The 14,047-nt window shown below is 73.5% G+C and carries 11 protein-coding genes; 4 read left to right on the top strand and 7 right to left on the bottom strand.

The window, feature by feature from the left end; genetic code table 11:
* Positions 1–8: 8 nt before the first annotated feature.
* Positions 9–4,328, top strand: a complete 4,320-nt coding sequence (locus ACWCRD_RS37885; protein ID WP_450970227.1) for a cation-translocating P-type ATPase — start codon at positions 9–11, stop codon at positions 4,326–4,328.
* Positions 4,329–4,336: 8 nt separating this feature from the next.
* Here ACWCRD_RS37885 and ACWCRD_RS37880 read toward each other — a convergent pair whose 3' ends face one another.
* Positions 4,337–5,416: an NADH:flavin oxidoreductase/NADH oxidase gene (locus ACWCRD_RS37880; protein ID WP_450970226.1), complete on the bottom strand. Its 1,080-nt coding sequence runs from the start codon at positions 5,414–5,416 to the stop codon at positions 4,337–4,339.
* A 92-nt stretch (positions 5,417–5,508) separates the two neighbouring features.
* Here ACWCRD_RS37880 and ACWCRD_RS37875 point away from each other — a divergent pair, with 92 nt between their 5' ends.
* A complete protein-coding gene (locus ACWCRD_RS37875) occupies positions 5,509–5,874 on the top strand; it encodes an ArsR/SmtB family transcription factor (protein WP_450970225.1) in 366 nt (121 codons plus the stop codon).
* On the opposite strand, the gene ACWCRD_RS37870 is transcribed toward ACWCRD_RS37875, so the two are convergent.
* Together ACWCRD_RS37870 and ACWCRD_RS37865 are read right to left on the bottom strand one after the other, a co-directional pair.
* Positions 5,797–7,182: a nucleobase:cation symporter-2 family protein gene (locus tag ACWCRD_RS37870; protein WP_450970224.1), complete on the bottom strand. Its 1,386-nt coding sequence runs from the start codon at positions 7,180–7,182 to the stop codon at positions 5,797–5,799. The genes ACWCRD_RS37875 and ACWCRD_RS37870 overlap by 78 nt on opposite strands.
* A 130-nt stretch (positions 7,183–7,312) precedes the next feature.
* The gene (locus ACWCRD_RS37865; protein ID WP_450970223.1) at positions 7,313–8,668 is read right to left on the bottom strand and encodes an FAD-dependent oxidoreductase; all 1,356 of its coding nucleotides are present in this window, start codon (positions 8,666–8,668) and stop codon (positions 7,313–7,315) included.
* 190 nt (positions 8,669–8,858) lie between these two features.
* Between ACWCRD_RS37865 and ACWCRD_RS37860 the strand changes: the two genes are divergently transcribed.
* The gene (locus ACWCRD_RS37860; RefSeq protein WP_450970222.1) at positions 8,859–9,326 is read left to right on the top strand and encodes a DUF6214 family protein; all 468 of its coding nucleotides are present in this window, start codon (positions 8,859–8,861) and stop codon (positions 9,324–9,326) included.
* On the opposite strand, the gene ACWCRD_RS37855 is transcribed toward ACWCRD_RS37860, so the two are convergent.
* The 4 genes from ACWCRD_RS37855 to ACWCRD_RS37840 form a co-directional block, all read right to left on the bottom strand.
* Positions 9,311–10,000 (bottom strand): TetR/AcrR family transcriptional regulator, encoded by a 690-nt coding sequence (locus tag ACWCRD_RS37855; RefSeq protein ID WP_450970221.1) that lies wholly within the window; start codon positions 9,998–10,000, stop codon positions 9,311–9,313. The two genes, ACWCRD_RS37860 and ACWCRD_RS37855, sit on opposite strands and share 16 nt — an antisense overlap.
* A gap of 200 nt (positions 10,001–10,200) precedes the next feature.
* The gene (locus tag ACWCRD_RS37850) at positions 10,201–10,890 is read right to left on the bottom strand and encodes an HAD family hydrolase (protein ID WP_450970220.1); all 690 of its coding nucleotides are present in this window, start codon (positions 10,888–10,890) and stop codon (positions 10,201–10,203) included.
* Entirely contained in the window at positions 10,887–11,561 is a 675-nt protein-coding gene (locus tag ACWCRD_RS37845) for a phosphatase PAP2 family protein (RefSeq protein ID WP_450970219.1), read from the bottom strand. The genes ACWCRD_RS37850 and ACWCRD_RS37845 overlap by 4 nt, the downstream gene beginning before the upstream one ends.
* A gap of 61 nt (positions 11,562–11,622) precedes the next feature.
* Positions 11,623–12,171: a DUF5134 domain-containing protein gene (locus ACWCRD_RS37840; RefSeq protein WP_450970218.1), complete on the bottom strand. Its 549-nt coding sequence runs from the start codon at positions 12,169–12,171 to the stop codon at positions 11,623–11,625.
* Between the two features lie 165 nt (positions 12,172–12,336).
* Here ACWCRD_RS37840 and ACWCRD_RS37835 point away from each other — a divergent pair.
* Positions 12,337–14,047 (top strand): FUSC family protein (locus ACWCRD_RS37835; RefSeq protein WP_450970217.1); only part of this gene is annotated, 1,711 nt, incomplete at its 3' end.

Below are 14,047 nucleotides of genomic sequence, written 5' to 3'. Positions count from 1 at the left end.
GGTGAGAAATGGTTCTGGAACTGCTCACGCGCCCGGCGAACGCCGCCGTCGGCATCGTGTCGGCCGGCCCCCGGCTGCTCGCCTCAGGCGCCGCTCCCGCGGTGGGCGTCGCCGCCGGAGCGGTCGCGGGCACGGCACGGGCCGGGGTACGGAGCGCGGACGCCGCGGTGCGCGTCGCACGGGTCGCCCGCAACACGCTGACGCTCGGCCCGCATCCCTGGCGGGCTGGATCCCGGGCGCACCTCGCGCTGCGGCCCGCCGAGCCGGAGCGGACACGTCGGGCGGGCGGTGCGGAGCATGCGCCGCGCCGGGTCGCCAAAGCCCTCGCCGAGCGGCCGGACGTCGCCCTCGCCTACTGGGACGGCGGACTGCGACGGCTCGTGGTGACCGCGACCGAGGAAGCCCTCACCGACCGGGTCGTGGAGAAGGCGGCCGAACTCGCCGCCCGGCACGGTCTGGCGCAGACCGACGAGACGGTCGACGATGTCCCGCACCCGGCCGACCCCGCCGGCGTACGGGCCGCGGCGACCGCGCTCGCGGTCGACGGGGCGGGCATCGCGGCCGCACTGATCGGCTACGGCCTGCGGCTGCCGACTTCGCCGCGGGTGGTGACCGCGCTGGTCACCATGGTGCGGGAGAACCCCCGCTTCCGCGGCTGGCTGCGGTCCCGTATCGGCCGGTCCCGCATGGACCTGGCGCTGGCCGTCGCCAGCGCGGCCGCCCACGGCGCGGGCCGTACCCCGACACCTCTGGTCCTCGACGGCGCGTTGCGTGCGCTCCAGCTCGCCGAGACCGTGGCCCGCACGGCTGCGTTCGACGCGGTCCACGACCAGGTCTGCGTACCGGAGCGGGACAGCATCGCCGCGGACCACCGACTGCGCCCGCCGCTGCGCACCTCACCGGCCCAGGAGTACGCCGAGAAGGCGGAGACCGGCAGTGTGCTCGGCGCCGCAGCCATGCTGCTGGTCAAGCACGACGCCACCGAGGCCGCGGAGGCGGTGCTCGCGGGCTCCCCCAAGGCCGCCCGCTACGGGCCCGCCGCCTTCCACGCCGTACTGAGCGGCGCGCTGTCCCGTGCGGGCGTGCTGGTGCGGGACACGGAACGGCTGCGGCAGCTGGAGATGGCCGACACGGTCGTCCTGCATCCGAGTGCGCTACGGGCCCCGGGTGAGGGCGCCGACGCATGGGCCGAGGCCGTACTGGACGTGGCACGACGCGCGCGGCTGCGGGTGGTGATGGTGGACGACCCGGCCCTGGCCGACTTCACGAGCCTCGTCGACCAGGTGGTGAGCGCCGAGCGGCCGCTCGCCGAGGTGGTGCACGCGCTGCACGACGAGGGCGCCGTCGTCGTCACGGTCGCCCGGCCGACGGCCTCCGACGACGACGTCCTGGCCGGGCTGCTCGCCGGAGACGTGGCCCTCGCCGTCAGCGACGGCGACAGTGCCGTCCTGTGGGACGCGGACGTCCTGGCCCTGCACGGCCTCGTCGACGTGTGGCGGCTGCTCACCGCGGTCCCGGCCGCACGCGCGGTGGGCCGCAGGTCGCAGACGCTCGCACGGTCCGGTGCCACGCTGTCCGGGCTCCTCGTGACCATCGGCGAATCCCGTCGTGGACGTCCCACCCCATGGCCGGGCCTGCGGCACACCCCGGTCGACGTGAGCGCGGCCTGGGCCCTGCTGAGCGGAGCGCGAGCGGCCCTCGCCGTGGCGGCGGCCCGCGCCCCGCACCCCCGGCCGCGCGTGGCCTGGCACGAGCTGCGGCCGGCCGAGGTGCGCGACCGGCTGGAGCACGAGACGGAACCGGAGCCGGCCTTCGCCGAGCAGCTCACGGACCGGGCACGCACGGCGATCCGCACACTGGGCCGGCAGCCCGTGCTGGCGCCGGTCCGCGGCTCCCTGGAGCTCGCCCGGGCCGTGCGCCGCGAACTCGACGACCCGCTGACCCCGGTGCTGGCGGTCGGCTCGGCCGCCGAGGCGATCCTCGGCTCCGTCGTGGACGCCCTGCTGGTGGTCGGCGCCCTCGATCTGAACGCCCTCGTCGGCGGCGTCCAGCGGCTGCGGGCCGAGCGGGCGCTGTCCAAGCTGCTGGCCGAACAGAAACCGAAGGCACGGGTCACGGAGGAGGAGACCTCGGCCGAACCGCACCTCGTGGACGCCGCCAAGCTCACGCCCGGTGATGTGATCGAGCTCCGGGCCGACGACGTCGTACCCGCCGACGCCCGGATCCTGTGGGCGGACGGCCTGGAGGTGGACGAGTCCGCGCTCACGGGAGAGTCACTGCCGACCGACAAGGGCACCGACCCGACCCCGCATGCCGCCGTGCCGGACCGGCACTGCATGGTGTTCGAGGGCACCACCCTGGTGGCCGGACGGGCCCGGGCCGTCGTGGTGGACACCGGCGAGCGGACCGAGGCCGCCCGGGCCGTCCACCTCGCCGCCCGCACGCCGCCGGCCGCCGGGATGCAGGCCAGGCTGCGGGAACTCACCAACAAGGAACTGCCGTTGACGCTGGCGGGCGGGGCCGCGGTGACCGCGCTCTCGCTGTTGCGCGGCGCACCCGTCCGCCGTGCGGTGAGCGGCGGCGTGGCGGTGGCGGTGGCCGCCGTCCCCGAAGGGCTGCCGCTGGTCGCGACCGTGGCGCAGATGGCGGCCGCACGCCGGCTGAGCAGCCGCGGCGTCCTCGTCCGCACCCCGCGCACCCTGGAGGCGCTGGGCCGGATGGACACCATCTGTTTCGACAAGACGGGCACCCTCACCGAGAACCGGCTGCGCCTGGTGCGGGTGAGCGACGCGGGCGGCACGGCTCATGCGCCGCACGACGAGGCGGCCGACACCACGCTGCGGACCGCGGCCCGCGCATGTCCCCGGCTGAACGGCGGCACGGAACGACCCGTGCACGCCACCGACGAGGCCGTCCTGGACGCGGCCGCCCCGGACCCCCAGTGGACCCAGACCGCGGCGCTGCCCTTCGAGGCCGGCCGCGGATACGCCGCCGCCGTCGGCCAGGAGGAGGACGGCGCGCCCCAACTCGTCGTCAAGGGCGCCCCCGAGACCGTGCTCCTCGCCTGCCCCGGCCTGTCCCCGGAAGCCTCGGACGCGGCGCAGGCCCTCGCCCGCGACGGACTGCGCGTACTGGCCGTGGCCCGGCGCCGACTGGACAGCGCGGACACGGACTCGGAGATCATCGAACAGCCCCTGCGGGACCTGGAGTTCACCGGGCTGCTCGCGTTCGCCGACGTACCGCGTGAGACCTCCACCGCCCTGGTCCAGGGCTTGCGGGCGGCCGGCGTACGACCCATCGTGCTGACCGGCGACCACCCGCAGACCGCGCGGGCCATCGCCGCCGACCTGGGCTGGCCGGAGGACACCGGCGTGGTCACCGGCGACGAACTGGCGTCCGCGGACCGGGAGGCGCGCGCCCGGATGCTGCGCGACATGGGTGTCGTGGCCCGGGTCGCGCCCGAGCAGAAGCTCCAGGTCGTCGAGGCGCTGCGGGACGCGGGCCGGGTGGTCGGGATGGTCGGTGACGGCGCCAACGACGCCGCGGCCATCCGCGCCGCCGACATCGGCGTGGGCATCAGCGCCCGCGGCTCGGCGGCCGCCCGCAACGCGGCCGACCTCGTCCTGACCGTCGACGACCTCACGGTCCTGATCGAGGCGGTCGCCGAAGGGCGGGCCCTGTGGCACAGCGTCGCCGACGCCACCACCATCCTGATCGGCGGCAACGCGGGCGAGGTGGGCTTCGGCATCCTGGGCACGCTGCTGTCGGGCGCGGCGCCTCTGTCCACCCGTCAGATGCTGCTGGTGAACCTGCTCACGGACCTGTTCCCGGCGATGGCGGTCTCGGTGACACCGCAGGCGGGAGGCGGCCGTCATCCCGACTCGCCGGACGGCGCCGACAGCGCCGAAGGGTCCGAGCCGCTGGGTACCTCACTCCTCGGCGCCCCCCTGGTGCGCAAGATCCGCCACCGTGCCCTCACCACCACCCTGGGTGCGACCACGGCCTGGCTGTTCGGCCGCTTCACACCGGGCACGGCCCGCCGCTCCGCCACGATGGCGCTGTGCGCCCTCGTCGGCACCCAGCTCGCCCAGACCCTGGCCGACCGCCGCAACAGCCCGCTGGTGGCCGCCACCGCCCTCGGCTCGGCGGCCGCCCTGTTCCTGGTGGTGGAGACCCCGGGCGTCAGCCAGCTCTTCGGCTGCACCCCGCTCGGCCCGCTCGCCTGGACCGGCGTCGCCGCGGCGATCGCGGTCGCGGTGGCCGGTCAACGGGCGGTGCCGCACGTGGAGCGCGCGGTGCTCCGCCATGTGCCGGCCTGGAGGCGGTGAGGGGGCGCTCAGACGGACCGGTGGTACTGGTCGGGCACGTGCACATCCCCGCCGAGCTCCCGCGCAGCCTGTCGCGCCCACGACGGGTTGCGCAGGAGTTCCCGCCCGAGCAGCACCGCGTCCGCCTCCCCGTTGGCAAGGATCTTCTCGGCCTGCTCGGCATCGGTGATGAGCCCGACCGCGGCGACCGGCATCGTCGTCTCGGCCTTCACCCGGGCGGCGAAGGGAACCTGGTAGCCGGGGCCGACGGGAATGCGGACGCCCGACGCGTTGCCGCCGGTGGACACGTCGACGAGGTCGATGCCGTGGGCGTGCAGGTCGGCGGCGAAGCGGACGGTGTCGTCGGCCGTCCAGCCCCCCTCCTCCAGCCACTCGGTGGCCGAGATGCGGAAGAACAGCGGCTTGTCGTCCGGCCACACCTCCCGTACGGCGTCCACGACGTCGAGGGCGAAGCGGGTGCGGTTCTCGTACGAGCCGCCGTAGGCGTCGGTGCGGTGGTTGGAGTGCGGGGAGAGGAACTCGTTGATCAGGTAGCCGTGCGCGCCGTGGATCTCGGCGACCTCGAAGCCGGCGGCCAGCGCCCGGCGGGCGGCCTGGGCGAACTGGCCCACGATCTCCTGGATCTGATCAGTGGTCAGCTCGCTCGGCACCGGGTGCCTGTCGTCGAACGCGATCGCGCTCGGCGCGAGCGCCTGCCACCCGTGTGCGTCCGCGCCGACCGGCGCGCCGCCCTTCCAGGGCCGGTCGGTCGAGGCCTTGCGGCCCGCGTGCGCGAGCTGGATTCCCGGTACCGTGCCCTGCGAGACGAGGAAGCGCGTGATCCGGCGGAAGGCCTCGACCTGGGTGTCGTTCCAGATGCCGAGGTCGTACGGCGAGATGCGGCCCTCGGGTGAGACGCCGGTGGCCTCGACGATGATCAGCCCGGTGCCGCCGGCCGCGCGCGCCGCGTAGTGCGCGAAGTGCCAGTCGTTCGGCGCACCGGTCTCCGGGCCCTCGGGGGCGGCCGAGTACTGGCACATCGGGGGCATCCAGACCCGGTTCGGGATGGTCACATCGCGCAGGGTGAAGGGCTGGAAGAGGGCGCTCATGGGGAGCTGCTCCGTTCTCGCGGGACCGAAGGACGGTTCGTACGATAGACATCGTAGTACGGCAGGTGTCAAACTACGACGCCTCTCGTACAATGGGTGGTGTGAGTACCACCGCATCTGCCGCCACCGGCCGTGATCTGCCGCACCCCGAGCGGGCCGAGATCCGTCTGGAGGCCGTGCTGCACGCGCTGTCCGACCCGATGCGACTGCAGATCGTGCGGGAGCTCGCCGCCGAGCGCGACGAGCTCACGTGTTCGCACTTCGACCTGCCGGTCACCAAGTCCACGTCCACGCACCACTTCCGGGTGCTGCGCGAGGCGGGGGTGGTCCGGCAGTGCTACCGGGGCACGGCCAAGATGAACGGCCTGCGCCGGGAGGACCTAGACGATCTCTTCCCGGGGCTGCTCGACAGCCTGCTCGCCGCCGCCGCTCGGCAGGCCGTCCGCCTCGGCGGCTGAAGTCGCCTTCGAGGGAAGGTGGTTGAAGAGCAGGTTCAGCAGGATCGCCGTCAGACAGCCCGCGCTGATGCCGCTGTTCATCACCGTCTGGAACCAGTCCGGGAACTTCGCGTAGACCGTCGGCACTCCGACCGGCAGCATGCCCACGGCCACCGACACCGCCACGACCGTGAGGTTGTGGTTGTCCTTGAAGTCCACCTGGGCGAGGGTCCTGAGGCCGCTCGCGGCCACCGTCCCGAACATCACCAGACCCGCGCCGCCCAGCACCGGCGCGGGTATCGCCGCGACCACCGCGCCCAGCTTGGGCAGCAGACCGAGCAGCACGAGGATGCCGCCCGCGGTGGCCACCACCCAGCGGCTGCGCACCCGGGTCATGCCGACGAGGCCCACGTTCTGCGCGTACGCCGTGTACGGGAAGGTGTTGAACACGCCGCCCAGCACGGTCGACAGACCATCGGCGCGCAGACCGTCCGCCAGCGAGCGCGGCTCCACCTTCCGCCCGGTCATCTCGCCGACCGCGATCAGGCCACCGGTCGTCTCGGTCATCGTCACCAGCGCCACCACCAGCATGGAGACGATCGCCGAGGCGTGGAAACTGGGCGCCCCGAAGTGGAACGGCGTGCTGATGCCCAGCCAGTGGGCGTCGCCGACCCCGCTGAAGTCCGTGAACCCGCAGGGGATCGCCACCGCCAGGCCCACCGCGATGCCGATCAGCACCGCGATGCGGCTCAGGAACGCCGGCGCGAACCGCTGCACGCCCAGCACCACCGCCAGCACGAAGGCGGCCAGGGCCAGGTTCTTCGGCTCTCCGAAGTCCTTCGCGCCGACCCCGCCCGCGGCCCAGTTGCCCGCGACAGGCAGCAGCGACACCCCGATGATCAGGATGACGGTGCCGGTGACCAGAGGCGGGAAGAAGCGCAGCAGCCTGCCGAAGACCGGAGCGAGCAGCACGATCGCGAGCCCGGCGACGATCACCGAGCCGTAGATCGCGGGCAGCCCGCCGCCCGTCGTCCCGATGAGCACCATCGGCGACACGGCCGCGAACGTACAGCCCTGCATGATCGGCAGCCGCACCCCGAAGCGCCAGAAGCCCACGCACTGGATGAGCGTCGCGATACCGCACACCAGCAGATCCGCGGTGATCAGATACGCCAGGTCCGCGGGCGACAGTTTCATCGCACCGCCCACGATCAGCGGCACCGCCACCGCACCCGCATACATCGCGAGCACGTGCTGCAGACCGAAGGCGGCCAACTGCCGTACGGGTGGGACCTCGTCGACGGGATGGAGGGGGGTGGTCGTGGCCATGGGCGCTCCAGAGCGGCGGCGGGGGAGGGGAACATCCGAACAGCACGAGACCGTAAGGGCCTTGAACAGTTTGTTGATTTCCGCGTTGTTGCCGATGTGTGTCCTGCCCACCGGGCGCCGTTCGACTCTGCTACGACACCTGCTGCGAGCCCGCCGCCCGCGCCGCCGCCAGCAGTTGTTCCCAGTCCGCCAGCTTGACGACACCGCGCCCGAGCGAGGCCCCGAGCGCCGCCTCGGCCCGCTCGATGGCCTGCCAGCCCGCCCACGACACCGGTTCGATCCCCTCCGCGCGCAGCGCCGCGACCGGATCCTCGGAAAGCTCCTTGCGTACGAGCACGGGGGCGTCCTCGAGCAGCGACAGCACCGTCTCCTTGGCGCACGGACGGTTGGTGCCGATGACGCCCGTCGGGCCGCGCTTGATCCAGCCGGCCACGTACTCGCCCGGCGCGACCACGCCCGCGCGCAGCATGCGTCCGGCCAGATGCGGCACGGTGCCGCTCGCCGCATCGAAGGGCAGCCCTTCCAGTGGCACCCCGCGATAGCCCACCGAACGCAGCACCAGCTGCGCCTCGATGTCCTCGAAGCGTCCCGTGCCCGTCACGCCGCCCTGCCCGTCGGGCTCCGTCCGCTCGAAGCGCACCGCGCCCACACGCCCCCCGTCGGCGAGCAGTTCGACGGGGCGCAGGAAGAAGCGCAGCCGGATGCGGCGCGGGGCGTCCTGGGGCGGCGCTTCGGCCCAGCCGCGCAGCACGTCCACGTTGCGGCGCTGGACCGCCGGCAGCGCGGAGGGATCAACGTAACCCGGATCGAGCTCCAACTCCGCCGGATCCACGAGGAGTTCGGTGTTCGGGAGGCCGCCCAGCTCGCGCAGTTCCTTGGTGGTGAAGCGGGCCTGGGAGGGGCCGCGGCGGCCCACCATGTGGATGTCGCTCACCAGGCTCGCGGCCAGCGAGCTCAGCGCCGCCTGCGGCATGTCGGTCGGGCTCAGCTCCGCCGGGCCCCGGGCCAGCATCCGGGTGACGTCCACCGCGACGTTCCCCACGCCGATGACCACGGCCGATCTGGCACTCCGTACGAAACCGTCGTCGGCGGCGTCCGGATGGGCGCTGTACCAGGACACGAACTGCGTCGCCGACCAGCTGCCCGGCAGATCCTCGCCCGGGATCCCCAGGTGGCGGTCGGTGGCGGCACCCACGCAGTACACGACCGCGTGGTACAGCTCGCGCAGCCGGGCGGCCGGCAGTCCGCCGGGGCCGATCCGGACGCCGCCGAGGAACCGCACCCGCTCGTGCTCCAGCACCGTACGCAGGTTGTTCTGCAGCGACTTGATCTTCTCGTGGTCCGGTGCGACGCCGTAGCGCACCAGGCCGTAGGGGCACGGCAGCCGGTCCAGGACGTCGACCTGTACCCCGGGGTCCAGCTGGACGAGGTTCTGGGCGGTGTAGACCCCGCTCGGCCCGGAACCGACGACGGCGACACGCAACACGGCGGAACTCCTTACGAGAGGAGATCGCTGACGCATCCAGCATCGCACCGCCGGTGCTCCGCTGACAGGGTGCAGGCGCGGTGTCGGCGTGCGTGTCCACCCTTGCTGAATGTGATCAAGTGGTTACGTTCCGCGTGTGCTAGACGCATCCTTTCTTAATCTTTCTGATCGTTGTCCGACGGACGGCACGGTGTCCGTATGGCCCGCGTGGGAAGTGCGGGAGGACGAGCGCGCCACCTCGTGGTTCACCGTCCGGCTTGCGTTCACCGACGGTGCCCGGATCGACGCGCTCGCCGTGGTCTGCGAGGGCTGTGCCTCGCTGGAGGAGGTCCGCTCCCAGCCGGCCCTGTCCCTGCACGACCTCGCGGAACTCGCCGAGTGGATCGAGGAGCCGCTCTTCCGGGCGTGCGGCCCCGGGGTGGATCCGGCCGCCGGGGGCGACGGATCCGCGGTGCCCCGGCGGGCCCGCCCCGCGTGGCCCTCGGGCGTCCAGGGCCGCTGGCTCGTCGCTCAGGAGTACCGCGCGGCACAGGAAGGGGGCTTCGATCCCGTCCTCGCGGTGATGTGCGCGACCGGCCACAGCCGCCGCAAGTCACTCAGGCTGATCTCGCAGGCGCGCGACTCGGGCTTTCTGTCGCCCCGTCACGCGCGGCGCTGACCGCTCTCGGGCCCGGGCTCCGCACCGGTCGCGAAAAACCTCGAAAGATCCGTCTCGCACGTCGCGCCCAAGGCCGCCTCGGCGTCCGGCGGCACGCCCATCTCCCAGTCGAGCCGGTAGCGCTCGAACAGCTCGGCCCGCAGGGTCGCGATCGGCATCGGCACGTTCGGCAGCACCATCGCATAGACGGCGCCCATCAGCAGGGACCGCAGCAAGGGGTAGTCCACGTCGACGTCCTGCGCCCCGTTCCGGGCGACGACGTCCCGCAGCACCTCGGCGAGGCGCTGCTGTTCCGGGCACTGCACGAAGCCCTCCGCCTGCAGCAGTCCCGCCATGTGCTGGCGCATCAGCACGGGCCGGTCCCGGGCCAGCCGCAGAATCGCGTCGATGGCCCGCGCCATCCGCTCCCGGCCGTCCTCGGTGCGCGGCTCGCGCTCCACCGCCTCCTCCAGCGTGCGGTGCATCAGCCGGTGCACCGCGGACTGAACGAGCTGGCGTTTTCCCGGGAAGTAGTACGACACCAGGCCGCGCGCCGAGCCCGCTCTGTCGGCGATGTCGCCGAGGGTCGTCGCCTCGTAGCCGTGCTCGCCGACGAGTTCGACGGCCGCCTGCAGGAGCCGCTCCCGGGAACGTCTCCGCAACTCTTCATTGACCGAGGCGCTGCGCGGGGACATGCTGTAACTCCTGCGTTGACTGGCTGCCAGCCAACTATACTCAGAACGTCCTGATCGGAGCCCCATAGGGGCTGGTCAGGGCTGCCGTCTGCTTCGGGCGACGCGGGGGATCGTCCGAGGCGGGCGGCCACATCGCCCTGAAGGTGTCCTCAGGCCACTTTCCGCGCCGGCGGATCCTGGCCAGGAGCGGAACGCGGCCGTCAGCCCGCCAGCTCCAGCACCGGCCGCAGCCCGTCCGGCCGCTCGGCCGCCGGCAGGTGGTCCACCAGGTGCACCCGGCACCCCAGGGCCGCCGCGCCGCCGTCCGCCCGCCGGTCGTCGCCGACCATCAGGGTCTCCCGCGGATCGACTTCGAGCGCCTCGCAGGCCACCGCGAACAGCCGTGGGTCGGGCTTCTGGATGCCGTGCTCGTACGACAGCACGTACGCGTCGACATACCGGTCGAGGCCGTGCTCGCGGAAGACCGGGCGCAGATCCCAGCCGATGTTGCTGACCACGCCGATGCCGATCCCGCGCTCGCGCAGCGCGTGCAGCACCTCGGCGGCGTCGGGGTACGGCGTCCACGCGGCCGGCGTCTTGTGCCGGTCGTACAGCGCGTCGTGCAATCCCGCGTCGGGGAGCGCCACTTGGCGGGAGAGCCCGGTGTAGGCGGCCCGGTGCAGTTCGGCGCTCTGGTCCCGGATCCGCCACACCTCGGCCAGTTCCTCGGGCAGTTGCGCCGGATTCGCCCCGCCGGGCAGGGCGCCCGCCACCTCCAGTGCCTTCGCCGCCTGCACCAACTCGGGCTCCGGGAGCGTGATGTCGGCGTCGTCCAGCACCGCACGCAACCAGGACGCGGTGGACTCGATGCGGAAGAGAGTGCCGGAGAAGTCGAACAGGACAGCCGTCATGAGCGGATCTTACGTTGATGGACCAGCACGGCCAGCGCCACCAGCATCGCCCCCAGCAGCCAGCCGCCCACCACGTCGGAGGGCCAGTGCACGCCCAGCCATATGCGCGTGAGCCCCACCCCGAGCACCGAGACCACCCCCACGGCCAGCGCCGTACGCCATACGGCGCGGCCGGGGCCGTAGCGGTGCAGGAGCCACAGCAGGAGGCCGCAGACGACCGTGGCGGTCATCGCGTGCCCCGAGGGGAAGGCCGCGTAACTCGCCGAGTCGACGGGGTCGGACCAGACCGGGCGCGGGCGGTCCACCGCGGCCTTGAGGGTCTGTTGCAGCAGGCTGCCCAGCGCGCAGGTGGCCGCCAGCCACAGGGCCGTCCACCATGCCGAGCGCCGCCACGCCAGCCACACCACGGCGACCGCGCACACCAGACGCATCGTCCAGGGATCCCAGACCCAGTCCGTCAGGATGCGGAAGGCGTGGGTGAGGCCGGATTCGTCGACGGCCCAGCGGTGGGTGGTGCGGGCGATGTCGACGTCGACGCTGAGCAACGGGCGCCACTTGACGGCGACCAGGGTGAGCAACAGCGCGGAGCACAGCGTCAGGGCGGCCGCGGCGCGGGTGGTGGTGCGGTGGTCCGGCAGGCGGGGCGGGGAGTCGACGGGCGCGGAAGGCATGCAGCGATCCTCGCCGACCGACGGGGTGCGAGGCCAATGCCCGTGGTCGCGCAGCCCCGCGTCAGAGCGTGATCAGCATCGCCACCATCGCGATCCCCATCGACAGTCGGCACGCCCGCGCCAGTTCCGGACGGTCGCCCCAGCCCGCCTGCCCGCCACCCGCCGTGGCAACACCGGGCATCAGCCGGACACCGGCCAGCAGTACGAATCCCGTGAAGTAGAGCAGCAGTACTCCTGTCACCAGCGGCACTCCGCCCGAACCCCCGTGCCCGGCATGGTGTCCCGGGGTGGCCGCCATCACGACCGCCATGTACACCATGGCCGAGCTGCCCACCAGGTGGTGCAGATGGTGCGCGTTCGTCCGCGCCGCCCACAGGGCGCGCAGCGCGGCGGCGCCGAAGACGGCCGCGTAGCCGGGCCAGGCCCAGGTCGGCGGGCTGAACGCCGCCGCCGGTACGGCCATGGCGGCCATGCCGAAGCCCATCAGCGCCTCGCCGCCCGCGGCCCGGCGCTGCTCCTCGACCGTGCTGCGCATCCGCAGCAGACAGTAGGCCCCGGTCGCCGCACACAGCGCGACCAGCAGCCAGCCGGGCGAAGCCGGTCCGTGCACGCGCACCTCCCCGCTCGACGGTGTCGACGGTCGGTGGTTGCCCGCAGCACGCGGCGCGCACACAAGCGCAAGGATGTACACGGGGAGCATTCGCGGGAGCACACCAGGTGAGCGAGTGTCACTGTAATCAATTTACGAGTAAAACACCTGCTAAACTCATGGGTCATGAGCCGTGCGATCCCCACCCCCGCCACCCCACGTGTCCGCCTTCTCCCGCTGGCGGGTGTGCTGCGGGTGGGCCGCCCCGCGGACATCTGGTTCAAGCCCGCACTGAGCGTGGTCGCCTCGGTCGCCCCGCCCAACCTGGCGCTGCTGGTCCTGGGCCGGCTCGACCTGGCGATGTACACGATGGCCGGGTCGCTGTGCGCGCTGTACGCCCACAACCGCCCCTACGCCGCCCGGGCCCGCACCCTGGCCTGGGTGGTCCTCGGTATGGTCGGCGGTCTCGCCGTCTGCCTGGTCGCGGCCTCGCTCACCCGCAGCGCCGTCGTGCTGGTCACGATCGGTGCGCTGCTGGCCGCCCTGCAGAAGGCGGTGTGCGACGCGACCCGCGTCGGCCCGCCCGGCAATGTCGTCCCGGCCTTCATCACCTCCGCGTCCCTCTTCGCCCCGCAGACCCTCGGCCAGGTCCCCGCCCATCTCGCGTCGGCGCTCGCCGCGGGCTGCTGGGCCTGGGTGGTCGGCATGGCGCCCGGGCTGCTGCGCCCGCACGGACCGGAGCGCAGGGCCACCGCGGCCGCCCTGAGGGCCGCCGCCGTATACGCCGTCACTCGCGGCACCGGCGACGGCCACACCCGGACCCGTGCCACGGCGGCTGCCGCCGTCCAGGCCGCCTGGCAGCCGCTCCTGGCCACCCGTGACACCCGCATCCGGCGCGCCCTCGAACGCCTCGTCGTCCGCGCCGAAGTCGCCCTCGCCGCCCCCGCCGACGCCGACCCCGAGCAGCTGCGCACCTGGGCCCGCGAGCTGACCGGGCCCGGACCCGTCCCAGTGGCCCACGACCCGGCGGACACCGCCGAACTCCTCGGCGTGGACGCCGAACTCGCGACCGCGCCCCATCCGTTGCGGCGGCGGCTCGACCCGCTCGCCCCGATCGCCGTACGCACCGCTCTGGGCTGCGCCCTGGCCGGCTACGCCGCCCTCGCCCTCGGGATCGGCCGCCCCTACTGGGCCCTGGTCACCGCCGCCTCCCTCTACCAGGCCAATCTCGCCCTCACCTGGACCCGGGGCGTCCAGCGCGTCGCCGGCAACCTCGTCGGCGTGCTGCTCTTCGCCGCCGTCGTCCCGCTCGCCCACCTCGGCCCGGCGGCCCTCGTGCTGTGCTGCCTCGCCTTCAACTTCGGCGCCGAGGCCCTGATGGGCCGCAACTACTGGCTGGGCAGCGTCTGTGTGACCCCGATGGCCCTGCTCATCACCGAGTTCACCCGGTTCCAGGAGCCGGGGCAGCTGATCGCCGAGCGGGTCGTGGACACCCTCGTGGGCGCCCTGGTCGGCTTTCTCGCCGCCGTCGCCGTCACCAACCGCCGCGCGGGCAGCCGCGTCGAGCACGCGCTGGCCGCCGCCGAGGGCGCCCGCGAGTACACCGCCCGCCTGCTGGCCGAGCCCGCCCCCGCGCCCGCCGCCCTGGAGGCCGCCCGCCGCTCCCTCGCCGCCTCGCTGGCCGACCTGCGTGCCACCGTCGACGCCGCGTCCGGCGAGTGGTGGCAGCGCGCCCTGCCCCAGGAGCGGGTCGTGCGCGCCGAGCAGGCCGGACACCGTACGCTCGCGGCGACGGCAAGAGCCTGTGGCTGGACCCCGGCCCCATGGAGATCATCGGGCGTATCAACCGCTGCGCCGCCCTCCTCCAGCAGGCCGAGGACGCCCCGCTGCGCCGGGC

The organism is Streptomyces sp. NPDC002092 (genome assembly GCF_053593775.1).
This window is presented reverse-complemented; position numbering and strand designations above follow the sequence as displayed.

Excerpts from the sequence above, each read along its gene's own strand:
- ACWCRD_RS37885 (WP_450970227.1), top strand. The coding sequence starts at position 9 with ATGGTTCTGGAACTGCTCACGCGCCCGGCGAACGCCGCCGTCGGCATC.
- ACWCRD_RS37880 (WP_450970226.1), bottom strand. The coding sequence starts at position 5,416 with ATGAGCGCCCTCTTCCAGCCCTTCACCCTGCGCGATGTGACCATCCCG.
- ACWCRD_RS37875 (WP_450970225.1), top strand. The coding sequence starts at position 5,509 with ATGGGTGGTGTGAGTACCACCGCATCTGCCGCCACCGGCCGTGATCTG.
- ACWCRD_RS37870 (WP_450970224.1), bottom strand. The coding sequence starts at position 7,182 with ATGGCCACGACCACCCCCCTCCATCCCGTCGACGAGGTCCCACCCGTA.
- ACWCRD_RS37855 (WP_450970221.1), bottom strand. The coding sequence starts at position 10,000 with ATGTCCCCGCGCAGCGCCTCGGTCAATGAAGAGTTGCGGAGACGTTCC.
- ACWCRD_RS37850 (WP_450970220.1), bottom strand. The coding sequence starts at position 10,890 with ATGACGGCTGTCCTGTTCGACTTCTCCGGCACTCTCTTCCGCATCGAG.
- ACWCRD_RS37845 (WP_450970219.1), bottom strand. The coding sequence starts at position 11,561 with ATGCCTTCCGCGCCCGTCGACTCCCCGCCCCGCCTGCCGGACCACCGC.